At 69.4% G+C, this 23091-nt stretch carries 19 protein-coding genes; 12 read left to right on the forward strand and 7 right to left on the reverse strand.

Annotated features, from left to right (window positions below):
• Positions 1-405 precede the first annotated feature (405 nt).
• Genes D0D37_RS16055 through D0D37_RS16070 form a run of 4 tightly spaced genes read right to left on the reverse strand, consistent with a single transcriptional unit; the run spans position 406 to position 6098 of the window.
• Positions 406-948: a hypothetical protein gene (locus D0D37_RS16055; RefSeq protein WP_116201345.1), complete on the reverse strand. Its 543-nt coding sequence runs from the start codon at positions 946-948 to the stop codon at positions 406-408.
• On the reverse strand, positions 936-5219 hold the full coding sequence (locus D0D37_RS16060; protein ID WP_116201346.1) for a DUF6531 domain-containing protein: 4284 nt from the start codon (positions 5217-5219) through the stop codon (positions 936-938). The genes D0D37_RS16055 and D0D37_RS16060 overlap by 13 nt, the downstream gene beginning before the upstream one ends.
• Positions 5216-5548 (reverse strand): type VII secretion target, encoded by a 333-nt coding sequence (locus D0D37_RS16065; protein ID WP_116201347.1) that lies wholly within the window; start codon positions 5546-5548, stop codon positions 5216-5218. Before D0D37_RS16065 ends, D0D37_RS16060 begins: the two co-directional genes overlap by 4 nt.
• A gap of 13 nt (positions 5549-5561) precedes the next feature.
• Complete coding sequence (locus D0D37_RS16070; RefSeq protein ID WP_116201348.1) at positions 5562-6098, reverse strand: YbaB/EbfC family nucleoid-associated protein; 537 nt, start codon at positions 6096-6098, stop codon at positions 5562-5564.
• Between the two features lie 380 nt (positions 6099-6478).
• On the opposite strand from D0D37_RS16070, the gene D0D37_RS16075 reads away from it, so the two are divergent.
• The 5 genes from D0D37_RS16075 (at position 6479) to D0D37_RS16095 (ending at position 12810) form a co-directional block, all read left to right on the forward strand.
• Positions 6479-8614 (forward strand): phosphocholine-specific phospholipase C, encoded by a 2136-nt coding sequence (locus D0D37_RS16075; protein WP_116201349.1) that lies wholly within the window; start codon positions 6479-6481, stop codon positions 8612-8614.
• A 108-nt stretch (positions 8615-8722) separates the two neighbouring features.
• Positions 8723-9667, forward strand: coding sequence for an ATP-dependent 6-phosphofructokinase (locus D0D37_RS16080; protein WP_116201350.1), 945 nt, complete (start codon positions 8723-8725; stop codon positions 9665-9667).
• Positions 9668-9706: 39 nt separating this feature from the next.
• Positions 9707-11098: a MocR-like pyridoxine biosynthesis transcription factor PdxR gene (gene pdxR / locus D0D37_RS16085; RefSeq protein ID WP_116201351.1), complete on the forward strand. Its 1392-nt coding sequence runs from the start codon at positions 9707-9709 to the stop codon at positions 11096-11098.
• 48 nt (positions 11099-11146) lie between these two features.
• A complete protein-coding gene (locus D0D37_RS16090; RefSeq protein WP_116201352.1) occupies positions 11147-11635 on the forward strand; it encodes a carboxymuconolactone decarboxylase family protein in 489 nt (162 codons plus the stop codon).
• Positions 11584-12810: an MFS transporter gene (locus D0D37_RS16095; protein ID WP_244223528.1), complete on the forward strand. Its 1227-nt coding sequence runs from the start codon at positions 11584-11586 to the stop codon at positions 12808-12810. The genes D0D37_RS16090 and D0D37_RS16095 overlap by 52 nt, the downstream gene beginning before the upstream one ends.
• Here D0D37_RS16095 and D0D37_RS16100 read toward each other — a convergent pair.
• A complete protein-coding gene (locus tag D0D37_RS16100) occupies positions 12777-13967 on the reverse strand; it encodes an acyl-CoA dehydrogenase family protein (RefSeq protein WP_116201353.1) in 1191 nt (396 codons plus the stop codon). The genes D0D37_RS16095 and D0D37_RS16100 overlap by 34 nt on opposite strands.
• Positions 13964-15091, reverse strand: coding sequence for a CaiB/BaiF CoA transferase family protein (locus D0D37_RS16105; protein ID WP_116201354.1), 1128 nt, complete (start codon positions 15089-15091; stop codon positions 13964-13966). The genes D0D37_RS16100 and D0D37_RS16105 overlap by 4 nt, the downstream gene beginning before the upstream one ends.
• Before the next feature lie 106 nt (positions 15092-15197).
• Between D0D37_RS16105 and D0D37_RS16110 the strand changes: the two genes are divergently transcribed.
• Positions 15198-15944: an IclR family transcriptional regulator gene (locus D0D37_RS16110; protein ID WP_116201355.1), complete on the forward strand. Its 747-nt coding sequence runs from the start codon at positions 15198-15200 to the stop codon at positions 15942-15944.
• A gap of 236 nt (positions 15945-16180) precedes the next feature.
• On the opposite strand, the gene D0D37_RS16115 is transcribed toward D0D37_RS16110, so the two are convergent.
• Positions 16181-16588 carry a MarR family winged helix-turn-helix transcriptional regulator gene (locus tag D0D37_RS16115; RefSeq protein ID WP_116201356.1) on the reverse strand — a complete coding sequence of 136 codons (408 nt, stop codon included), beginning with the start codon at positions 16586-16588 and terminating at the stop codon, positions 16181-16183.
• Between the two features lie 94 nt (positions 16589-16682).
• Here D0D37_RS16115 and D0D37_RS16120 point away from each other — a divergent pair, with 94 nt between their 5' ends.
• From D0D37_RS16120 to D0D37_RS16145, 6 genes are all read left to right on the forward strand, one after another.
• Positions 16683-17753 carry a substrate-binding domain-containing protein gene (locus tag D0D37_RS16120; protein WP_116201357.1) on the forward strand — a complete coding sequence of 357 codons (1071 nt, stop codon included), beginning with the start codon at positions 16683-16685 and terminating at the stop codon, positions 17751-17753.
• Between the two features lie 88 nt (positions 17754-17841).
• Entirely contained in the window at positions 17842-18468 is a 627-nt protein-coding gene (locus D0D37_RS16125; protein ID WP_116201358.1) for an AmiS/UreI family transporter, read from the forward strand.
• Between the two features lie 24 nt (positions 18469-18492).
• Positions 18493-19530 (forward strand): aliphatic amidase, encoded by a 1038-nt coding sequence (locus D0D37_RS16130; protein WP_116201359.1) that lies wholly within the window; start codon positions 18493-18495, stop codon positions 19528-19530.
• A gap of 150 nt (positions 19531-19680) precedes the next feature.
• Complete coding sequence (locus D0D37_RS16135) at positions 19681-20625, forward strand: AAA family ATPase (protein WP_244223529.1); 945 nt, start codon at positions 19681-19683, stop codon at positions 20623-20625.
• Between the two features lie 121 nt (positions 20626-20746).
• Positions 20747-21862 (forward strand): sialidase family protein, encoded by a 1116-nt coding sequence (locus D0D37_RS16140; protein WP_341867985.1) that lies wholly within the window; start codon positions 20747-20749, stop codon positions 21860-21862.
• Positions 21863-21891: 29 nt separating this feature from the next.
• Positions 21892-22626, forward strand: coding sequence for a thioesterase II family protein (locus tag D0D37_RS16145; protein ID WP_116201362.1), 735 nt, complete (start codon positions 21892-21894; stop codon positions 22624-22626).
• Positions 22627-23091 lie beyond the last annotated feature (465 nt).

A 23091-nucleotide genomic window follows, 5' to 3' on the forward strand; every position in this document is an offset into this window, starting at 1 on the left:
GTGCCGGTGTGGTTCGCGGGCTCGTTCAGTCGAGTTCGCCGGTGTGGGTGGCGTTCGCGATCAGTCCTGGCGCGCGGGGAGCCCCTCACCCACAGGCGAGCAGGGCCGTGAGGGGTCCCTTCACGGACTCTGATTGATGCCCGCATGACTGTTTTCTCAGGTCCGTGAGGGGAACCCTGAGGGACTCAGAGTCCCTCAGGGTTCCCCTCACGGACGGCACATCGCGCACCGGCCTCGCTGGCTCCCGCGGCCAGGACAAACACACCTCAAGCCGCACCCGCAGCGCCGCTTCAAGTCCCTGGCATTGGACTCTGATTCCCTCAAGGGGCCCGTCACGGACCGCCCATTGCCGGTGCCGGTGCCGTTCCGCCCACGTCCGCCAGTGTGGTCGCTGCGGGGTTTGGGTTACCTAGTGCTTTTTGCTCGGTTCGCGGCGGTGTTTCTCGTTTTTTTGGCGCGGCCGTGTTCGGTCAGCAGGGCGAGGACCTCTTGCGAAGCGGAGAAGTCGGCCAGGCGCCGTTGCATCCAGTCGCTCGCCGAGGCAAGGGCGGCAGCGTCCGGGGTCTGGCCGTTTTCGGTTTCCAGCCACAGTTCCCAGTCCCGCACCCGCTGCCGGACGAACTCGCGGTCCTTCGGCGGCGTCAGCCGGTCCGACTCCGCGATGATTCCCGCCGCCTGCTGCCGGAACTCCACCGGGTCGGCAGTCTCCCCCGCGACCTGGTCGACCAGCTCCACCACCGCGGTCTTGGCCGTCAGCGGTTCCGGATCCCGCACCAGCACCGCCGCCAGTGCGCGCGGATCCGCCCCGCCGCGCGCCGCGATGACGCGGCGGTAGGCGGCGGAGCGGACGTGCTCGTCCGCGACCGCCGCGTCGACCTCGACGTCGGTCAGCCCGGCGGCCTCGAACAACGCGGTCAGATCGGCGCGCAACGTCGTCACTTCGTACATCCTTTTGCGGCCCGCTTCCGCTCTTCCTCGGCCTTTTCGTCCGCCTGGTTTCGCCTGCCGAGCTTGCGGACGGCCTTCCGGACTTCTTTTTTGTATTCTCCCACCACGGCCCGCTGCTTGCCCGAAAGCTCCGGCTGGCCGTCGATCGGATGGCCGTTCGGCCCGATCCGCACCTCGCGGCCCCCGCCGCCGGTGACGTGCGCGTGCGCGGGCTTGTCGGCGTCGTACTCGTGCACCACGATGTGCACGCCGTTCTTGCTGACGTCGAGCAGCGAAAGACCGAGCGGGTCGAGCCAGGTCAGCGGGTTGGGCACGTAGCTGTGCGGCCAGTACCCGCCGGCGAGGCCCACCGGGTCGGCGCTGAAATACCGAGCGGTTTCCGGGTCGTAGTAACGGAAATAGTTGTAGTTGAGCCCCGATTCGGAATCGGCGTACTGGCCGGGGAACCGCAGCGGCGTCGTCGTCGTGCCGCCGTGCGCGATCGGCTTGCCCCACACCGTGTTCTGCCCGAACCACGCGACTGTCCCGTGCTCGTCCAGCAATTCGGTCGGCGCGCCGACGAGGTCGGTGACGATCGCGTAGAACCGCTCGTCGGTGCTCCGCCGCTCCACCTGGACGAGCGGCCGGTGCGAGGACGGGTCGTAGTCCCAGGTCAGCGACTGCCCGGCGGTGGTCTGCTCGGCGAGCGTCGTGCCGTCCCAGACGAAATCGACCCGCTCGACGACCTGGCCGCCGACGTGCCGTTCCTTCGCGATCCGCCGGCCCAGCGCGTCGTAGCGGTAGCGCCAGCCGGTCTGGTCCGGGCTGACCAGGCCGATCAGCTGGTCGTCCGCGTTCCAGTCGTACTGCCACACTTCGGCGCCGCGCTGCTTGCGCACCACCCGGCCCTGCGCGTCGTGCTGATAGCGCAGCGCGCCCGCGTCGTGCAGCAGAGTTCCGGTGCTGCGCCAAGTCTCGGCGCCTTCGCCGGCGAGATTGCCCGCGGCGTCGTAGGTGTACTGCTCGGACCAGCGCTCGCCGCGCACCCGCGTGACCCGGCCGAACCCGTCGAGGTCGAACTGGCGCGCACCGTGGATCCGGTCGGTCATGGCGACGACGCTGCCGTCCGGCCGGTAACGGAACGTCCGGTGCTGCACCTGCCGCGCCGGGTCGTCGCCTCCGCCGAGCACGGCCTGCCCGACCAGCCGGTCGGACTGGTCCCACGACTGGGCCAGCCGCACGCCGGACGGGGTCGTCCGGACGGTTTCCCGGCCCGCCGCGTCATACCCGAAACTCAGCATCCGGCTGCCGTTGCGCAGCGCTACCGGCGACCCGGCCGCGTCGTACTCCCACGTCGTCACGGTGCCGCTCGGCGTCCGTCTGCGGACGCAGTGGCCGAGCGCGTCGAACTCCGACTCGACCGTCCGGCCGTTCACCGTCTCGGCCCGCACGCGGCCGAGTACGTCTCTGGTCAGCTCGACGGTCGAATCCCGGTTCGCCGCGGACACCAGCCGGCCCACCCGGTCGTACGCGAAGCGCTGAGTGTCCGTCGAGGACTGGGCCGCCACGATGTTGCCTCGGGCATCGCGCTCGTAGGTGACGCTTTGCCCGGCTCCGTTGGTCTTTCCGGCGAGCCGCCCGGCCGCGTCCCGCGCGTAGGTCGTCACGCGTCCGTTGAAATCCGTTTCACGGACAAGGAAACCGGCGGCGTCGTACTCGTAGCGCCAGACCGCGCCCTGGGCGTTGGTGACCGAGGTCAGGTTCAGCTCGGTGTCGTAGCCGAACTCGATCCGGCCGCCGTCCGCGCCGATCTGCGCGACCGGCAGGTCGAAATGGGTCGTGGCGACCGACAGCAGCGGGCTCTCCCCCACGGAGTACTCGGCGAAGTTGCCCTCCGGGTCGTGCCGCCAGCGCTCGACCGTCCCGTCCGCGCGAGTCCGGGCCAGCGGCTTTCCCTCCACCGTCCACCAGGTCCGGACGGTGTGGCCCAGCGGATCCGTTTCCGCGGTGATCCGGCCGAACTCGTCCCGGGCGATCCGCGTGGTCCGGCCGAGCGGATCGGTCAGCGCCACCGGCAGGCCGCGGGCGTCGGTCTCGATCCGACGGACGTTGCCCAGCGCGTCGGTTTCGGCCCGCAGGTGGCCGAATTCGTTGTACTCGTACCGGGTGACTGCGCCCGCCGGGTCGGTTTCCTCGACGACATTGCCGCGTTCGTCGCGCCGGTAAGTCCACTGTGCACCGTCGGCGTCGACCACCGCGACCGGCAGGCCGTGCTCGTCGCAGACGGTGCTGGTGACGCTGCCGTCCGGATGGACCGTCCGGACGGGTTCTTCGGCCAGGCCGTATTCGTGCCGCGTGGTGTGGCCCAGCGGATCGGTTTCCGCGGTGACCCGGCCGAAGCGGTCCCGTTCGAACACGGTGGTCGCGCCGAGCGGATCGGTCTGGCGCACCAGCTGCCACTCGGCGTCGAACTGGAAAACGCTGACCGCGCCGAGCGAATTGCGGTACGTAGTGACCCGGTTCCGGTCGTCGTAGCCGATCGAGCAGGCGAGCGCGCCTCCGCTGCCGTCGGTCCGGACGACCTGGCCCGCCTCGTTGTAGTGGTAGGTGTACCAATGCCCGTTGCGGTCGGTCCACGTGGTGACCCGGCCCGCCCGGTCGTAGTCGAACCGCAGGGCCCGGCCGGAGGAGTTGCCGACCGCCGACAGCCTGCCCTCGGCGTCGTACTCATAGCTGGCCAGCGGAATGTCGCCGCCGGACGCGCGGGCCAGGCTCAGCCCCACGATGCGGCCAGCCACCGTTTCGACCGCGACGCGGTAGCCGCCGGAATGCTCGATCGAAGTCGGGAAGCCGTCGGCATCCCGGGCGATCGTGACGGTGTTCCCGTTGCGGTCGGCGATCGCGGACAGCAGAACCCGCGTCGGAGCCCCGTTTTCCGGCGCGGCGCGGAAATGCCGGACCAGCCCGTCGGCCGGGCTGGTGACGGTGAACTCGGTGGCCGACAGCGCACGCAACGGCCAGCGGACACCGTGTGAAGGTACGACCGGCGAGCCGTCCGCGGCGGGCAACGGGTAGGTCAGGGTGACCCCGTCCTCGCCCACGTAGCTGACGCCTTCCGCGTCCAGCTCGACTCGCTGGTCCACTGTGGACGCCCAGGACGAGCCGAAGGAGCGGCCGAGCCGGTAACTCGACAGGTGGGTCCGGCGCAGCACCAGCGGCAGCACGCCGGGCAGTTCGACATCCGTCTGGGACATCAGCATTTCGCCGGTGGCGAGGTCGACCGGGTCGCCGCCGGTGCACTTCCCGTCGTTGGGCCGCCCGTCCTTCGCCGGATCGGTGCTGTCGCGGGCGTTGGGCTCCCCCGGTTCCCCGGGTTTCCCCGTCCCGTCGTGCGGGCTGCCGCCTCCGGGTTCCGCGCCGCTGGGCGTGGTTCCGTCGTCCGGCGGATGCGCTCCGTCGCCGTGTGACGGCTTGCCCGCTGGGGTGTGCGGCTCGTCCGCAGACGAGACGTGGGTCGCGTCGCCGCCTTCGCCCGGCTTGCCGTGGAGGTCGGACAGCACCTTCTTGATCGACGCGAAGATCTCTTCGAGCTTCGACATCATCGGCCGCAGCTTCTCGACCGAGGTGATCAGCTTCTTGATCAGCGCGCCGATCTTCTCGATCCACGCCGACACCTGCTCGACCACCTGCGCCACCACGACCGGCGTGCCGAGCCCGAGCGAGAAAACCTCTTCCAGCGCGTCCTGGATGAAGTCGCCGACCGCCTGGGTGATCATGTCGCGGACGAGGCAGCGCACCGCGGCGGTGACCACGCCGACGATCTCCACCACCGTGCCGATCGTGTTCGCGCACGTCGCGGCGGCGTTGATGTGGTCGATCTTCTTCTTCAGGTTGTCCCGGTACGCGTCCGCGCCGCCGCCCAGCCAGTTCGCGGTGTCCTTCTGCACGGTCTCGGCCAGGTCTTTCGCCGCCTGCTGCGTCGCGGCGCCGACGTTCTTCCACGTCTGCGAGTACGCCGCGATCTGGTCGCCGTCGCCCGCCAGCTGGTTCAGCGCGTCCTGCAACGGTTTGACGTGCTCGATCAGCCAGTTCAGCCCGTAGGAGATCAGCGTGCCGACCGGATTCATCGCGATGGTCAGCATGTCCAGGCCCGCGCCGAGGCCGGAGATCCCGCCCTCGATCCAGGAACCGGACTGCACGCCGTCGTACACGCCCGCGGCATCGTCCAGAACGCTGATCCCGGAATGCCAGGTCGTCGAATCCTGCCGCTGCGCCACCAGCGGATTGCTCATGAAAGCTTCTTCCCCAGCTTGTCGATGGCCCGCGCGTGGTTCTGCTCCGCGGTCTGATAGGTCGTGACCGCCGTGTTCACCGCGCCGGACACCTCGCTCATCGCCTCGGACGCGAGCCCGAGCGCGGCGAGGCCGGGGGCGCTCACCGCGAGCACGATCGGCACGAAGAGCGGGCCGCAGATCATGCCGTAGGCCTGCACGCCCATCGTCACCTGTTCGGCCGCGGACAGCGCCTGCCCCAGTGTCTTGCCGACCTGTTCGACCGCCTTCGCGTGCGTGGCCAGCTCGTCCGGATGGACCTGGTAGCCGCCGGAACCGTTGTCTCCCATAGTTCCCCCGCGCTCATCCCCGTGTCATGAACGATTGGCCGAAGTCGTCGTCCCCCTCGCCGGGATCGGCCGCCGGACGGCGGGCCGGGCGAGGCTTCGGCGCCTCGGCTTCCTCTTCGAGTGCGCCGAGCTTGACCTGGTTCCCCGGATCCGGCGATTCCGGTTCGTCCGGTTCGGGCTCCGGGAACCTGGCCCGGTAATTGCCGACGATCGTGTCCACCGTCGCCTGGTCGTCGCCGATCGTGGCGGCCATGACCTCGCCCAGCCGTTCCGGGAGCCGCGCCTGCGCGCGCCGGAGGACGCCGAGCACCGCGGCGGCGATCCGGTCGCCGGAGAGTTCCCGGATCTGGTCCGAGACGCGCAGATCGGTGACGTTGCCCGACGAATCGACCGTGACGGTGACCAGGCCGTCCTTGCCGGTCTCGGTCACCGAGACCTGCCCGGCCGCGGTTTGCATCGCCTGGTACCGCTCGGCTTTCGCTTTCGCCTCGGCGACCATCCGGTCGATCCGCGCGGCGGGTCCCGGCCCGTTCGGCGACGGATCGCTCATGGTGTGCTCCTTCTTCCGTCCGGGCCGCACGGAACCCCCAGGTTCCAGGCCGTCCGCCAGGAAAGCACATTCCGGCCCGCTCAGTCGAAGTGCTTATGCGGCAAGAGGGAACAATGACTTTTTTGTCCGGAAACCCGTTTCCCGGCCCGTGCCCGGCGCACCACGGACTGTCGCGGACAGTGCCGGGAGGATCACCGGACCCGCCGTTGCCAAGATCACGAAAAATCCCGCCCCGACCAGGACAAGCCGACCCCGGACGGAGTATTCACCCGCGCGCCAGTTCCGGGACACTCAGCTCGTTCATGCTCTCCCCCGGGCGAGCGGCGGCCGGTAACTCCGGGCGACCGCTGTCTCGCCGCGAACACGTGGAGGAACGAAACATGGCGGGTACGAGTCGCCGGAATTTTCTCGGCATGGCGGGCGCTTCGCTGGCCGGCGCGGCGGCCGGAGGGCTGCTGCCGGGGTCTATCGGGAAGGCGCTCGCGGTCGAACCGGCCCGCCGGTCGGGCACCATCGAGGACGTCGAGCACGTCGTCGTCCTCATGCAGGAGAACCGGTCTTTCGACCACTACTTCGGCACCATGCGCGGCGTGCGCGGCTACGGCGACCCCCGGCCGCACCTGCTGCCCAACGGACGGCCGGTGTTCTACCAGCCGCCGGCGAAGGTGCGCACTCCCGGCTACAACGGCCGCGGCCTGCCTGACGACGCCGAGTACGTCCTGCCGTTCCCGCTCGACGCTCTGCGCACCAGCGAGCACATCGCCGGCACCCACCACGGCTGGGGCAGCGGCGAGCCGCTCTGGAACGGCGGGCGCTACGACGGCTGGGTGAACGAAAAGCAGGACGTGTTCACCATGACCTACCAGCAGCGGTCCGAGCTGCCGTACCACTACGCGCTCGCCGAAGCGTTCACCGTCTGCGACGCCTACCACTGCTCCGTCCCGGCGGACACCGCGCCGAACCGGATCATGCTGTGGTCCGGCACCATCGACACGCAGAACCGCCTCGGCAGCAAGCAGAACGGGCCCGGGCTCTGGGAACGGCCGGACACCAACGGCTACAGCTGGACGACCTACCCCGAGCGCCTGCAGCAGGCCGGGGTGAGCTGGAAGCTCTACCAGGGCGGCAGCGGCATCCCCGGCGAGCCGACGGACAACTACACCGACAACTCGCTCGAGTTCTTCGCGAAGTACCACGCGAAGGAAGGCGCGTCCGGGCCGCTGGTCGAACAGGGCGTTTCGACGCACACGCTCAAGGAGTTCCGCGCCGACGTGCAGGCCGGGACCTTGCCGCAGGTCACCTGGATCGTCCCGCCGTACCAGTACAGCGAGCACGCCGCCGCGTCCGCCAGCGACGGCGCGTACTACCTGAACCTCGTCCTCGACGCGCTCGTCTCGAACCCCGAGGTGTGGAGCAAGACCGTCTTCTTCGTCAACTACGACGAGAACGACGGCCTGTTCGACCACGTCGTCCCGCCGATGCCGCCGCTGGTCAACCGGCCCGGCACGGACGGTCTCGTCTCGCGTTCGCTCGCGGCGAGCCTCCCCGACGAGACCCTCGACTTCGACAAGCTCCCGAAGGGCACCGGCGGCGCGCCGACCGGCGTCTCGCTCACCGGCAAACACCCGGCCGGACTCGGTTCCCGCGTGCCGATGCTCGTCGTGTCGCCGTGGTCGCGCGGCGGCTGGGTCTGCTCGGAAACCTTCGACCACACCTCGGTGCTGCGCTTCCTGGAAGCCCGTTTCGGCGTGGCGGAGCCGAACATCAGCGCGTGGCGCCGTTCCGTCTGCGGCGACCTCACCTCGGCGTTCGACTTCTCCCGCCCGCAGACCAAACCGGTCGCGACGCCCAAGCCGACCCCGCTGCCGAGCAAGAACCAGCCGTTCTCGGTGAAGCTGCCGCAGTCGATGCCGAAGCAGGAGCCGGGCGTCCGCCCCGCGCGAGCGCTGCCGTACCGGTTCACCTCGCAACTCGCCGGAAAGCGCGACGGCCGTTCGGTTTCGGTGCAGTTCACCAACAACGGCACTGCGGGCGCATACTTCTACGTCTACGCACACGGCGATTCGCCCCGCCGCTACACGGTCGCCGCGCACGACACTGTCAGCGACATCTGGGAAGGCGCGCCGGGCACCGACGAGCACGGCAAGTACGACCTTCGCGTGACCGGCGCGAACGGTTACCTGGCGCAGTTCACCGGCACCACCGCGGACACTACGGAGCCGGAGATCTCGGTGTCCACGAACAACTACGGCGCTCCGCTGCTGACGCTGACCGTCACGAACCCGGGTCGTCAGCGCCGGAAACTGAAGCTGAGCAACGATTACAGCCACAGCGCCGCCCGGACGATCGTGCTCGGCCCCGGCGAAACCCGCCGGGTGCCGTGCGAAACGGCGTCCGCGTTCGGCTGGTTCGACATTTCGGTGACCGATCCCGCCGCGCCGGGCTACCTGCGCCGGTTCGCCGGGCACAACGAGACCGGCCGTCCCAGCTTCAGCGACCCCGGTCCGCGGCGGTAATCCCTTGGGAAACCACTAAAGAGAACGGAAACGCCCGGCCGGGTGGACCCGGCCGGGCGTTTCCGCGTCCCGCTTGCTTCATCGATTCAGCCGTGCCACTCTCTGCCCATGCGGATCGGCATGCTGGCCGGCGACCTCGACTGCCCCGGATCGAACGCGGTAGTCCGGGCCTTCGCCCGCAAAGGCATTCAGGTGTACGGCTGGCGCGTCGTCGGCATCCCGGACGGATGGGCCGGGCTGCGGGAGAACCGCACCGTGCCGGTCGGGCCTCGCGAGATCGACGAGACCCTGACCCGCGATCGTCCGCTTCTCGGCTCGTCGCGCGGCCCGGTCAAGCCCGGCGATTCGCTGCACGACCTCGACGCGCTGGTCGTGCTCGGCGGAGAGGATGCCGTTGCGGGGGCGGCGAAACTCGCCGCCGAGGGCGTCCAGGTCGTCGTCATTCCGGCGACGATCCGCAACGACGTCGCGGCGACCGATTCGACGTTCGGCTTCGACACCGCGGTGCAACTCGCCGCCGACGCGCTCGACCGATGCCGCACCACCGCCGAATCGCACGAGCGCGCGCTGGTCGTCGAGGTCGCCGGCCGGGACTCCGGCTGGATCGCCCTGCACGCCGGGCTCGCCGGCGGCGCGGACGTGATCCTCGGCCCGGAGCACCCGTTCGACCTCGACCGAGTGCTGGCGCGGGTGAAGCGCCGGTTCGAACGCGGCCGCGCGCCGATCGTCGTGGTCGCCGAAGGCGCGCTCCCGCAAGGATCCCCGGTGCCGAACGGCATCGCGGCTTGGCTGGCCGAGGAGATTTCGCGGCGCACCGGCAAGGAGGCCCGTGCCGTCGCGGTGAGCCAGGAAGGCGGACGGCCGACCGCGTCCGATCGCGAACTGGCCACTCGGTTCGGCCTGCGCGCGGCCGACGCGGTGCACGCGGGCGATTCCGGAGTCATGGTCGCGTTGCGCGGCACCGATCTCGTCACCGTCCCGTTGGCCGCGGCGGCGGGACGGAAGACGGTTTCCCCGGAGCGATACCGCGAAGTCGAGGCTCTGCTCAGCTGACGTCCGCCCACAGTGGACGCGCCAGGCTAAAGTCCGGCCATGAAGCGCGCATCGGTGGCCGAGGGGCTCGACCTCTACCTGCCCGTGTCCACGACCCGCCCCGCGCACGCGCTCGAAACCGCCCTGCGCGCCGCGGTCGTCGACGGCCGGCTTCCGGTCGGCACCCGGCTGCCCGCCTCACGCGCGCTCGCGACCGACCTCGGCATCGCCCGCAGCACCGTCTCCGAGGTCTACTCCCGGCTCGCCGCCGAAGGCTGGCTGGAAAGCCGCGTCGGCGCCGGAACGTGGATCGCCGGTTTCCCTCGGCAGGCGCAACCGGTTGCCGCGCAACGACAATCACCGCCGGAGTACGAACTTCGCGGCGGTCTCGCCGACGCTGGCGACTTCCCGCGCAGCCAGTGGAGCGCGCAAACCCGGCGGGCGCTGGCGGAAATGCCGGTCTCCGCGTTCGCCTACGCGCCGCCAGAGGGAGCGACCGAACTCCGCGACACCCTCGCCGGTTACCTCGCCCGGACGCGCGGCGTGGCGGTCACCGCGGCGGAAGTCCTGATCGGCAGCGGCTTCGGTGACCTGCTTTCGTTGACCTGCCGAAGCATTCGCGCCCGCGGCGGCAAGCGGATCGCCGTCGAGGAGTTCGGACACGAGCGGCACCGGCGCATCATCGCCGAGTCCGGACTGGAGATCGTCGCGATCCCGGTCGACTCCGACGGCGCCGACCTCGCGGACACGCGGGCGGACGCGGTTTTCCTCACCCCAGCGCACCAATTCCCCACCGGCGTCCCGCTCTCCCCGGAACGCCGCCGAGCCGCGATCGAATGGGCGAACGCGCGCGACGCGCTGATCCTCGAGGACGACTACGACGGCGAGTTCCGCTACGACCGTCGCAGCATCGGTGCGCTCCAAGCGCTCGCCCCGGATCGAGTCGTGTACTTGGGCACGTCGAGCAAAGCTCTCGCCCCGGCAGTCGGCGTCGCCTGGGCGGTGGCCCCGCCGGAACTTCTCCCCGAGTTGCTCCGGCAGCGCAACCTCAGCGGCGTCACGCCCAGCGGCCTGCACCAGCAGGTCCTCGCCCGTTTCCTCGATTCCCACGAGTACGACCGCGCCGTCCGCCGACGCCGGGCCACCTTCCGGACGCGTCGTGAACTGTTCGCCCAACTCCTCGCCGAACGCACTCCTGAGTTGCGACCGGGCGGGCTCGCCGCAGGTCTGCAATGCCTGGTCGAACTCCCGAACGCGGCTGGCGAAGAACGCACGCTCGCCGCCGCCCGCCAGTTCGGCGTCGCCCTCGAAGGGCTCGCCGACTACCGCGCGCCCGGCGGCAATCCGGACCGCGCCGGGGTCGTCATCGGCTACGGCGCGGTGTCGTCCGCCCGCGCCACGCGCGCCCTCGCGCTGGCCGCCGACGCGCTGGCAAATGGTCTGAGTTCCTAGTGCCAGATTGGCCGGGAACCCGGTCCATTCGCGACCTAATCTAGGTCCATGACAACGACGAACCCCACTCTGGTCCCGATCCCCCAGCGCCTCGATTTCGACGCCCTGGAACCGATTTTCTCCCGTGCGATGAGCACTTTGGACGACGCCGCGACCCAGCAGCTCGACCATGCCGGCATCGAGCCGGGCCTGCGCGAACTGGTCCGCCTCCGCGCCTCCCAGATCAACGGCTGCGCGTACTGCGTCGACATGCACTCGCAGGCCGCGCGCAAGGAAGGCGTCACGGCTCAGCGGGTCGACGCGCTCGCCGGCTGGGCGGAATCGGGCCTGTTCACCGCGGCCGAGCGGGCCGCGTTCGCGCTCACCGAGGACGTCACGCGCCTCTCCGAAACGCACGTGCCCGAGTCGACCGTTTCCGACGCCGTCGCGGCACTCGGCGAGGAAGGCGCGGCGGCGGTGATCGCGCTCATCACCGCCATCAACATGTGGAACACGGTCGGCGTGACGACCCGCTGCTGGTCGGTCAGCCCGGCATGAACACCGCGCGCACGGCGATCCGGCGGCTCGCCACCGCACAAGCCCTGACCTCGGCGGGCGACGGCGCGGTACTGGCCGTCTCCGCCGTCCACTTCACCACCCGGGTCGGCCTGCCGGCGGGCATCGTGGCGCTCGGGCTGTCGCTCGGCGCCGCGACGAGCCTGACCACCACCGTTCCGTTCGGGACGCTGCTGGACCGGATCGGCGCCCGCCGGGCACTCGCCGCGGCGACCGTCGCCGCGGTCGCGGGCCTGCTGCTTTTCGCCGTCGCGTACACTGTTCCGCTGTACATCGCCGCGTGCGCGCTCTTCGCCTGCGGGCAGAGCGCGCTCGCGGCGGGCCGCCAAGCCGTCGTCGCGACCGTGGTGGCTCCCGAAGGCCGCGTCCGAGCCCGTGCACTGCTGCACACCGCCGTCAATATCGGCATCGGCGCGGGCTCCGGAATCGGCGCACTCGTCCTTGCCGCAGGCACGAACGCGGTCACCGTTTTTGTTGTGGACGCGGGATTGTTCGTCTTCGCCACCGCTTTGTACCTGCACGCCGGACCAGACGCCCCCGCCGAACGCCAGACCGGCTGGCCCGCCTTGCGCGACCGCCGTTACGTCACCCTGACGGTGCTCGCCGCGATCACTCAGCTGACCATGCCGATCCTCAGCGTCACCCTTCCACTGTGGATAGTCATGCGCAGTTCCGCTCCACAGTGGACTTCCGCAGTGGTACTGCTGGCCAACACGGTGCTCGTCGTGCTCCTCCAGCTGCCGGTCAGCCGACTGGTCCGCGACGCCCGCACGGCACGCCGATCCCTTGCCGTGGGCGGAATCTTCCTGGTCGCTGCCTGTTCCGTCTTCGGCTCGCTCGGCGCTTCGGCACACCCGGTACTCGTGGCGCTAGTCGGCGCGCTCCTGCTCACCATCGCCGAAACGACCGCCTCCGCCGGTGCCTGGCATCTCGCGTTCAGCCTTGCCCCCGAAGGACATCAGGGCCAATACCAGGCGCTGTTCGCCACCAGCACCGCGCTCGCCCGCATCACCGGACCGATCGTGCTGGTCCCGCTCGTGCTGACGTTCGGCTTCCTCGGCTGGACGCTCGCCGGGCTCGGGATGCTGGCCGCGGCCGCCGCGCTGGCGGCCATGGCCGCCCCTCAGCGGAAAGCGGACTGCCCGGTGATCGCCTGACCGACCACCAGCGTGTGCATCTCGACGGTGCCCTCGTAGGTGAGCACGGATTCGAGGTTGTTCATGTGCCGGATCACCGGGTACTCCAGCGAAATCCCGTTCGCGCCCAGGATCGTGCGGGCCGTGCGGCAGATCTCGATCGCCTCGCGGACGTTGTTCAGCTTGCCCAGGCTGACCTGTTCCGGCCGCAGCACCCCGGCGTCCTTGCGCCGTCCCAAGTGGATCGCGAGCAGCAACGCCTTGGTGTACTCGAGCGTCATGTCGACAAGTTTCTGCTGCGTCAGCTGGAACGCGGAGATCGGCTTCCCGAACTGCGTGCGGTCCTCCGCGTAAGACATCGCTGCCTGCAAGCACGAACGCGCCGCGCCGACCGAACCCCAGACAATGCCGAAGCGGGCTTCGTTAAGACAGCTCAACGGCCCCTTGAGCCCAGTGACCTCCGGCAGCACCGCGTCCGCGGGCAGCCGCACGCCGTCGAGAACGAGTTCGCTGGTGATCGAAGCGCGCAGCGAAAGCTTGTGCTTGATCTCCGGCGCTGAGAACCCTGGAGTGTCGGTAGGCACGACGAAGCCGCGTACGCCCTTGTCGGTCTGCGCCCACACCACGGCGACGTCGGCGACGCTTCCGTTGGTAATCCACATCTTCCGGCCGTCGAGGACCCAGTCGTCGCCGTCGCGCCGCGCGCGGGTGCGCATGCTGCCCGGGTCCGAGCCGGCGTCCGGTTCGGTCAGCCCGAAGCAGCCGATCGCCTCGCCCGCCGCCATCGACGGCAGCCACTGCTGCTTCTGCTCCTCCGAACCCCACTTCCAGATCGCGAACATCGCCAGCGAGCCCTGCACCGACACCAGCGAGCGGATGCCCGAGTCGGTCGCCTCCAGTTCCAGGCAAGCGAGGCCGTACTCGGTCGCCGACATCCCCGCGCAGCCGTAACCCTCCAGGTGCATGCCGAGCACCCCGAGCGTCCCCAGGTCCTTCGCGAGGCCGCGGACGTCGGGCAGCTCGCCGCGTTCGAACCAGTCGCCGACGTACGGGTCGATCCGCTCGGAGCAGACCCGGCGGACCGCGGCCGCGATCGCCTTCTCGTCCTCGGTGAACAGGTCGCCGAGCCCGGCGGGGTCGCGGGGATCCAGCGGCGGCAGGGACTTCGTGTCGCTCATTTCTTCTCCTCTGCGAGCCAGCGGCGAATCTCGTCGCTGTGCTGCCCCAGCCGGGGCGGGGCGGTGTAGCGGGCGACCGGCGTGTCCGAATAGCCGATCGGATGGCGGACCTGGGGCGGCGCGTCGCCGACCGGCACGGTGGGGGCGAGACCGAGCGATTCCGCGAGCTTGAAGCCGTCCGCGAGATCGCCGACCGGACCGGCGGGCACGCCGACCTCGGTCAGCCGGGCGGCCCACGAGTCCACAGTGTCGGCTGCGAACTGCTGTTCGAGCGCAGCTCGCAGCTCCGGGCGATTGCGCACGCGTTCGGCATTCGTCGCGAACCGCTCGTCGTCGGCCAGCTCCGGAACGCCCAGCACCTCGGCCAGCCGACGGAACTGCCCGTCGTTGCCGCAGGCCAACGCGAGCACATCGTCCTTGCAGCGCAACGTTTCGTACGGCGCGATCGACGGATGCGAGTTGCCCATCCGGCGCGGCGCGCGTCCGGTCGTGAGATACGAGGAAGCCTGGTTGGCCATCGAACCGAGCAGACTGGACAGCAGATTCACCTCGACCCGCTGTCCGCGTCCGGTCTTCTCGCGGGCTCGCAGCGCGGCGAGAATGCCGATGGTGGCGTCCTTCGCGGCGAGCACGTCGACGAGCGCGACGCCGACCTTCGCCGGTTCGCCGTCCTCGGGGCCGGTGACGCTCATCAGCCCGCCCATCGCCTGCACGAGGAAGTCGTAACCGGGCAGGTCCGCGTCGCCGCCGAAGCCGGAAACCGAGCAGTACACAATGCCGGGATTACCCACCCGGACGGATTCGTAGTCGAGCCCGCGCCGCCCCAGCGCGCCGGACCGGAAGTTCTCCACGAGCACGTCGGCGCGGCAGGCGAGTTCGCGCGCCAGGACCTGGTCGTCCGGGTCGCCGAGGTCGAGCACCACGGACTGCTTGGACCGGTTGGCGCATTCGAAGTACGAGCTGGAGTGTTCGGTCCACGGCGGTCCCCAGCCGCGGGTGTCGTCCCCGGAACCGGGCCGCTCGACCTTGATCACCGTCGCCCCGAGGTCGGCCAGATTCACGCACGCCAGCGGACCGGCCAGCACCCGGCTGAAATCCGCGACGACGACACCGTCCAGTGGCATGCTCACGAGCGCACCTCCTCGCTACGCATACTGGCATCAAAATACGTATTTACGCAACCCGCAGGTCCGGGTAGAGTTCCCGATCACCCGAGGAGAGAAAGCACCGATGCCGACGCACCCCACGCCGGACGGCCGCCCGAGGCCGCACCACCGGATGATCGACCGGGTGTCGACCATCCTGGAGCGGGCCGCGCGCTCCCGGAACGGGGTCACGCTCACCGAGTTCGCCCGCGAACTCGACGCGCCGATGAGTTCGATCCAGGGCCTGGTCAACGGCCTCGTCGCCACCGGCTACCTCGACGAACACGACCGCCGCTACTCCCTCGGCCCGGCCCCGTTCCTGCTCGTCCGGCTGGTCGGCCGCCCCACTGTGACCACGGTGTCGCACGAGGACCTCGAAGCACTGCACGAGGAAACCGGGATGACCGCGGTGCTGGCGATCATGGTCGGCAGCGACCTTTATTACGTCGACTTCGCCTCGCACGACCCGCGCTACGCCTACCTCGCCGAAGGTTTCGTGCGCCGCTCGCCGATCCGGACGTCGACTGGCTGGATTTTGTTGGCAGCCATGGAAAACCGCGACCTGTGGCCGCAGATCGGTGCGCTGCCGCCCTCCGACGCCGAGTTGGTCGAACGCTTCGTACAAGACCTGACCCGAATCCGCGCCGAGGGCTTGGTCGCCGCGCCAAGCGCATCCACCGAGGCGGACGGCGTGTCAGTCGCCGTGGTCGAGGACGGCCGGACCGTCGCCGCGGTGGGAATCATGGGCAGCCACACCGAAGTAGCCAACCGCAAAGACGAACTGATCAAGGTGCTGGGCCAACACCGTCGTGAGTGGCAATCACGGTTCTAACCGGCATCGCCACTCACGAGGCCAGCCCGCCACCGTCGTGCGCGGCAATCACGGTTCTAACCGGCACTGCCACTCACGACCCCGGCCCGCCACCCTCGTGCGCGGCAATCACGCTTCTAACCGGCACCGCCACTCACGACCCCAGCCCGCCACCCTCGTGCGCGGCAATCACGCTTCTAACCGGCACCGCCACTCACGACCCCAGCCCGCCACCCTCGTGCACGGCAAAGCCGGTTCTAACCGGCCTCAACACGCACGAGAGCCGCCACCACGCCCCCCGCCGGATCCAACTCTTTCTCCAGCTCGGCCAGCCGGGCCGTCGCACGCTGGTGCGCACTGCGCCCGCGCGGCGCGAGATACACCCGGACCCGCCGCCGGTCCTCCGCGTCGACCTCGCGATACGCCGCCGCGGTGGTGACCAGCCGGTCGACCACGCGGGTCAGCGTCGGCCCGGTGACCAGCGTGTGCCCGGCCAGCTCGGTCATCGTGAGCCCGTCGCCCCCGGCGAGCGCGTCCAGCACCAGCCAGCCGTCGAGGGACAGCCCCTCTTTCTTGAGCAGCGGCTCGATCCGCAGGGCGACCGCGCGTGCGGTGCGGGTGAGGGCGCGGATCAACGACGCCTCGGCCGCCTGTGCCTGCCTCATCCGCCCGCCCTCGTTCCGCCCTTGCGCAAATGCCTCCGCATTGTAAGACTTCCAAATGGAAGCAAGTCAACCGGCAAAGAAGCCCGGAGCCGGCATGGGACTCGGAGTCGCCAGCCGCGCGAGCGCGTTGCGCGTCGCGCTGGTCGTCCCGCTGCAGGGACCGGCGGGCCTTTTCGGGCCTTCATGCGAGGCGATCAGCGAACTCGCGGCCCGGGAACTGAACGACGCGGGCGGGATCCTCGGCCGCGAAGTGACGCTGGAAGTCGTCGACGGCGGTGCTCCTCCTGCCCAGGTCGCGTCGTCCGTGCGGCGCTTGGTCGACGCGGGCGAGATCGACGCGGTCACCGGTTGGCACATTTCCTCAGTCCGCAACGCGCTCGCGCCGGTCCTCGCCGACCGCGTGCCGTATGTGTACACGTCGCTCTATGAAGGCGGCGAAAGTCGTTCTGGCATCTACTGTTCCGGCGAAGTTCCGCGCGTGCAGATCCAGCCCGCGCTGCGGTGGCTGCGCGACAACTGCGGCGCGCGCAGCTGGTTCGTGGCAGGCGACGATTACGTGTGGCCGCGCGGTTCGGCGAGCGCGATCCGGCGCTACGCAAGGGAACTCGATCTCCAGATCGCGGGCGAAGCGTTCGTCGGGCTGGGTTCCGGCGACATGGCGCGGCTTGTCCGCCGCGTCGAAACGTCGGCGTGCGACGGCGTTCTCATGCTGTTCGTCGGACAGGACGCGGTCCGGTTCAACCGCACGTTCGCCGCGCGCGGCCTCCACGACCAGATGCTGCGGTTCAGCCCGTTGATGGAAGAAAACATGCTGCTCGCCAGCGGAGCCGAGGCGACCCGCAACCTCTTCGCGTCCGCCGCGTACTTCCGCTCCCTCGTCACCGCGGACGCGATGGACCTGCTCGGCCGCTACGTCCACCTGCACGGCCCGGCCGCGCCGCCGCTCAACAACGCGGCCGAATCCTGTTACGAGGGCTTGCATACGCTCGCCGAACTCGCTCGCCGCGCAGGCACTCCGGACATGCGCGCGCTGAACGCCGCCATCGACGGCGTCGCCTACGACGGGCCGCGCGGCACCGTCGAATTCCACGGCCAGCAAGCCGCGCAGCACGTGCACCTCGCCGCCGCGCGCGGCTGCGACTTCGATCCGATCACCCGGCTCTGACCCGTCCCGTTCCGGTCTTGACGGCCGCCGTCCGGCCAATTACTTTCACTTGACAGTATTTCATCTGGTACCAACTGAGGAGCGTGCGATGAACAACGTCGGCCTGCTCTACGTCGGGGCGGTACTGCTGGTCAACGGGCTGATGCTGCTCGGGCGCGTGCCCGCGCGGTCGGCCGCCGCGCTGAATCTGTTCGTGGGCGGGCTGCAGTGCGTCACGCCGACGGTGCTGATCATCCAGGCGCACGGGGATTCCGAAGCGATCCTCGGCGCGTCCGGGCTGTTCCTGTTCGGCTTCACCTATCTGTATGTCGGCGTCGCGAACCTCGCCAGGCTCGAACCCGAGGGCATCGGCTGGTTCTCGCTGTTCGTCGCGGGCGCCGCGATCGTGTACGCCGGCTTGGCGTTCTGGCGGCAGCACGATCCGGTGTTCGGCGTCATCTGGCTTTCCTGGGCTCTGTTGTGGGCCCTGTTCTTCCTCGTGCTCGGGCTGGGCCGCGAGGAGCTGACCCGGTTCACCGGCTGGACGACTGTCCTGTTGAGCCAGCCGACTTGCACGCTGCCCGCGTTCCTCGCGCTGACCGGCGGCTACCGCTCCACCGCGACCACCGCTCTCATCGCGGCGGCGGTCGCCGTCCTGCTCGTCGTCCTCGCCGCGGTGCTCGGGTTCCGCGGCCAGGCCCGCTCCGTCCCCAACCGCGCACCGGCCGCGGCCTGACCATCCACCCAAAGGAGAAATCCCATGCGACACGGTGACATTTCCTCGAGCCCGGACACGGTCGGCGTCGCGGTCGTGAACTACAAGATGCCGCGGCTGCATTCGAAGGCCGAGGTGCTGGACAACGCGCGCAAGATCGCCGACATGGTGGTCGGCATGAAGGGCGGCCTGCCCGGAATGGACCTCGTCGTGTTCCCCGAATACTCGACGCAGGGGATCATGTACGACGAGCAGGAAATGTACGACACCGCGGCCACCATCCCCGGCGAAGAGACCGCGATCTTCTCCGCCGCCTGCCGCGAGGCCGACACCTGGGGCGTCTTCTCGATCACCGGCGAACAGCACGAGGACCACCCGAACAAGCCGCCGTACAACACTTTGGTGCTGATCGACAACCACGGCGAGATCGTGCAGAAGTACCGGAAAATCCTGCCGTGGTGCCCGATCGAGGGCTGGTACCCGGGCGACACGACGTACGTCTCGGACGGCCCGAAGGGCCTGAAGATCTCGCTGATCATCTGCGACGACGGCAATTACCCGGAAATCTGGCGGGACTGCGCGATGAAGGGCGCCGAGCTGATCGTCCGCTGCCAGGGTTACATGTACCCGGCGAAGGACCAGCAGGTGCTGATGGCGAAAGCCATGGCGTGGGCCAACAACTGCTATGTCGCGGTCGCCAACGCAGCCGGATTCGACGGCGTGTACTCGTATTTCGGCCACTCGTCGATCATCGGTTTCGACGGCCGGACGCTCGGCGAAACCGGCGAAGAAGAATACGGCATCCAGTTCGCCCAGCTGTCACTGTCGGCGATTCGGGACGCACGCGAGTACGACCAGTCGCAGAACCACTTGTTCAAGCTGCTGCACCGCGGTTACTCGGGCGTGCACGCGGCCGGTGACGGCGACAAGGGCGTCGCGGACTGCCCGTTCGAGTTCTACCGCACGTGGGTCACCGACGCGCAGAAGGCGCAGGAGAACGTCGAGGCCATCACGCGCAGCACCGTCGGCGTCGCCGAATGCCCGGTGGGCGAGCTGCCGGTCGAAAAGACCAAACAGGCCTGATTTTCGGCTGGCTGCCGGTTTCGGTTTTCGGTTCAGGGAAAGGACACCATGCCGTTCATCACCGACAGGTACCACGACCAGAACCGGAACCGGCAGCCAGCCGCTCCGGCCGCCGCCCCCGTTTTACCTACCCCGGACACTCCCGACACCTTGGCTGACCGCTTGCGCAGCCGCGTCCTGGGCCAAGACCCGGCCATCGACGCCGTCGTCCGGGCCATCACCCTGGCTCGCGCTGGCGCGACCGAACCCGACCGTCCACCCGCGACAGTCCTGCTCCTGGGCCCCACCGGCGTAGGCAAAACCGAACTGGTCCGCCAGGTCGCCGCCGCCCTGCGCTCCGGCCCGGACGATCTGTGCCGAGTGGACATGAACTCCCTCGCCCAAGAACACTATGCCGCCTCCTTCAACGGCGCCCCGCCCGGTTACGCGGGAAGCAAGGAAGCCTTCACCGTCTTCGATCGATCCACTGTGGAGGGTGACCCGTACACCCCGGGGATCGTCCTCTTCGACGAGGTCGAAAAAGCCCACCCGACCGTCCTGCGTGCTCTCCTAGGCGTACTGGACAACGGAATCCTGCGTCTCGCGAACGGTCAGGAAAAGATCTCCTTCCGCAACAGTTTCGTCTTCCTCACCTCGAACCTCGGCTCAAAGGAACTCGCCCGCCGCCGAGGCTCCCGCTGGCGCACGCTGCTGGACCGCGGCCACACCCGCCGAACCGTCGTCGACAAAGCCCTGCAATCGTTCTTCGACCCGGAATTCCTGAACCGCATCGACGAAACGGTGGTCTTCGACGAACTGGACCGCGCCACCATCGAACGAGTCGCCCGCCTGGAAACCGACCTGCTGCGCGCAAGGCTTCGCCGCCGAGGCGTCGACCTCCAGGTAGACGACTCCGCCGTCCACCTCCTCGCCGTCCAAGGCTTCGACCCGGTATACGGCGCCCGCGGCCTGCGCCGGACCCTGCGCACCCACCTCGCCGCCCCGGTAGCCGCGGAAATCATGCGCGTACGCCCGACCGGCACCGCCCCGCTGTCGATCACCGCGACCGCCGCGAGCGGAACCATCCGCGCGACCGCCACCGATCCGGAGTCTTGACGCCGCGCGACCGCCTCTCTAAGTTCTCCGGACATAGGACGTCGGACATCCCATGTCCGGAGCGAGAGGCGGTCCCCCGGTGTTTCCGAGAACAGTCACGCTTGCGCTAGCCGCAACGATCTTGGCCTTCATCCCGGCCCCGCAAGCCAGCGCGAGCGGCGGCTGCACGTCGTCGACCCCGTTCGTCTCGGGCACTGAGGGCTACCACACCTTCCGCATCCCAGCCGTGGTCCGCGCCGCCAACGGCTCCCTGCTCGCGTTCGCCGAAGGCCGCCGAGACTCCCCCGGCGACTCCGGCGCGATTCACACGGTCGCCAAAACTTCTTTCGACGGCGGCTGCACCTGGGGCGGCCTGCGCGTAGTCGACAGCAACGGAGAAGCCACCGCCGGAAACCCGACCCCGGTCCTGGCCCGCAACGGCGACCTGGTGCTGCTGACCGTCCACAACGGACCCGTCAGCGAAAAAGCCATCATGTCCGGCACCGTGTCCCCGCAAGACACCCGCCGAGTCTTCGTCCAACGCAGCACGGACAACGGCCGCACCTGGACCCCCGCCCGCGACATCACCGCCACCACGAAACTGCCGACCTGGCGCTGGTACGCCACCGCCCCCGGCCACGCCACCCTGCTCCAACACGGCCGCTACTCCGGCCGAATCATCGTCCCCGCCAACCACTCCAGCGCCCCCGCCGCGGGTTCAGCGGACGCAGGAACCGAAGCCAAGTACTACGGCGGCCACGACCTCTACAGCGACGACAACGGCCGCAGCTGGCACATCGGCTTCACCGACGACCCGACCGACGGCGTGATCGCCCCCAACGAAACCACCGCCACCGAATTGCCTGACGGCACGGTCTACTTCTCCAGCCGCAACCAGGGCTCGGCCCCAGAACACCGCCTAGCCGCCTACAGCACCGACGGCGGCCGCACCCTCACCCGTCCCTATCAAGTGCAGCCAACCCTGTCCGGCCCGAAGGTAGAAGGCAGCGTCCTGCAAACGACAAACCGCCGCGTACTCCTCTATTCCAGCCCGTCCGACCCCGCCGTTCGCCGCACGATGCAACTTCGGACCAGCCCGGACCGCGGCAAAACCTGGCACCCGTCGACAGTTCTCGCCGACGCCCCCGCCGGCTACTCCGACCTGGTGCAACCAGACCGTTTCACCGTCGGCGTCCTGTTCGAAACCGGCACCGCCAGCGCCTACGAAAAGATCGAATTCCGCCGCTTGCCACTGTGACGACGCCCGCCGCCGGTAAAATCGCCCGCATGACGGACCCGTGGCTACGCCGCTTCCACCCCGCCGACGACGCCCCCGCCCGGTTGGTGTGCCTGCCGCACGCAGGCGGCGCAGCCCCGTTCTTCCACCCGCTGTCGAAAGCGCTGTCCCCAGCCGTCGATGTCCTGGCGGTGCAATACCCCGGCAGGCAGGACCGCATGGCCGAACCTGCCCTCCGCACCATCGAAGAACTGGCCGACGGCATCACGCAGGCTCTGCTCGCGTGGCTGGACCTCCCGGTAGTGCTGTTCGGCCACAGCATGGGCGCGACGCTCGCGTACGAGGTAGGACTCCGTCTGGAGGAACGAGGCACTCCGCCGGAAGCAGTAGTGGTCTCCGGCCGCCGAGCCCCGTCCCGCTTGGTGAACGAACAGGTCCACCTCCAAGACGACGACGGTTTGCTGTCCGAGATCGAAGGATTGGCAGGCACCGACCCGAAGGTGCTGCGAGACCCGGAACTGCGAGAACTGTTCCTGCCGGCCCTGCGCGCGGACTACACGGCCGTCGAAACGTACCGCCCGAGCGCCGGCCCGCTGACCGCGCCGATCCACGCCCACACCGGAGACGCCGACCCGCACGCCCCGGTCTCGGACGTACAAGCCTGGTCGTCGCACACCCGCGGCGATTTCACCCTGACCACGTATCCCGGCGGCCATTTCTACCTGGTGGACCACATGGCCGCGATCACCGACGCCCTGCTGAAACTGACAACGAACGGCTTCTAGCCCTCTGCTGCGGATGCTCGACGGCCTCCTCTTTGGCCTATCACTGGGTCTCTTCACCCCTTGCGCGTCCGTCCGGAACACCTGCAGCCGGTGCACGTCGCCAAGGTTGCCCTCCGCGACCGGTCCCCTCAATCCGACTCACCGCTCAACCGCCTGCCCGAGCACCCCCAGCATCCGCCAGACCATCAGCGCCTTTCCGCCGAATCAACCCACCCCGAGCGGCGCGCGGACGGTCAGCGTTCCCGCTACCCGGCCGACCCTTCCGCCGGTCAACCCACTGCCAGCCGCAAGCCGCTCGCCAACCTTCCTCCGCAGGCCGCCAGCCGCTCGCCAACCCCCCTCCACAGGCCGCCAGCCGCTCGCCAACCTCCCTCCGCCAGCCGCAAGCCGTTCGCCGCCATCCCTCGCCAGCCGCAGACCGCTCGCCGCCATCCCTCCGCCAGCTTCCCGCCACCGGTGCCCCTC

It is taken from the genome of Amycolatopsis circi (genome assembly GCF_003385235.1).
Taxonomy (GTDB): domain Bacteria; phylum Actinomycetota; class Actinomycetes; order Mycobacteriales; family Pseudonocardiaceae; genus Amycolatopsis; species Amycolatopsis circi.

Bases quoted from the DNA above. Each gene is read 5' to 3' on its own strand.
- D0D37_RS16055 (WP_116201345.1), bottom strand. From the start codon at position 948: ATGTACGAAGTGACGACGTTGCGCGCCGATCTGACCGCGTTGTTCGAG.
- D0D37_RS16060 (WP_116201346.1), bottom strand. From the start codon at position 5,219: ATGAGCAATCCGCTGGTGGCGCAGCGGCAGGATTCGACGACCTGGCAT.
- D0D37_RS16065 (WP_116201347.1), bottom strand. From the start codon at position 5,548: ATGGGAGACAACGGTTCCGGCGGCTACCAGGTCCATCCGGACGAGCTG.
- D0D37_RS16070 (WP_116201348.1), bottom strand. From the start codon at position 6,098: ATGAGCGATCCGTCGCCGAACGGGCCGGGACCCGCCGCGCGGATCGAC.
- D0D37_RS16075 (WP_116201349.1), top strand. From the start codon at position 6,479: ATGGCGGGTACGAGTCGCCGGAATTTTCTCGGCATGGCGGGCGCTTCG.
- D0D37_RS16080 (WP_116201350.1), top strand. From the start codon at position 8,723: ATGCGGATCGGCATGCTGGCCGGCGACCTCGACTGCCCCGGATCGAAC.
- pdxR (WP_116201351.1), top strand. From the start codon at position 9,707: ATGAAGCGCGCATCGGTGGCCGAGGGGCTCGACCTCTACCTGCCCGTG.
- D0D37_RS16090 (WP_116201352.1), top strand. From the start codon at position 11,147: ATGACAACGACGAACCCCACTCTGGTCCCGATCCCCCAGCGCCTCGAT.
- D0D37_RS16100 (WP_116201353.1), bottom strand. From the start codon at position 13,967: ATGAGCGACACGAAGTCCCTGCCGCCGCTGGATCCCCGCGACCCCGCC.
- D0D37_RS16105 (WP_116201354.1), bottom strand. From the start codon at position 15,091: ATGCCACTGGACGGTGTCGTCGTCGCGGATTTCAGCCGGGTGCTGGCC.
- D0D37_RS16110 (WP_116201355.1), top strand. From the start codon at position 15,198: ATGCCGACGCACCCCACGCCGGACGGCCGCCCGAGGCCGCACCACCGG.
- D0D37_RS16115 (WP_116201356.1), bottom strand. From the start codon at position 16,588: ATGAGGCAGGCACAGGCGGCCGAGGCGTCGTTGATCCGCGCCCTCACC.
- D0D37_RS16120 (WP_116201357.1), top strand. From the start codon at position 16,683: ATGGGACTCGGAGTCGCCAGCCGCGCGAGCGCGTTGCGCGTCGCGCTG.
- D0D37_RS16125 (WP_116201358.1), top strand. From the start codon at position 17,842: ATGAACAACGTCGGCCTGCTCTACGTCGGGGCGGTACTGCTGGTCAAC.
- D0D37_RS16130 (WP_116201359.1), top strand. From the start codon at position 18,493: ATGCGACACGGTGACATTTCCTCGAGCCCGGACACGGTCGGCGTCGCG.
- D0D37_RS16145 (WP_116201362.1), top strand. From the start codon at position 21,892: ATGACGGACCCGTGGCTACGCCGCTTCCACCCCGCCGACGACGCCCCC.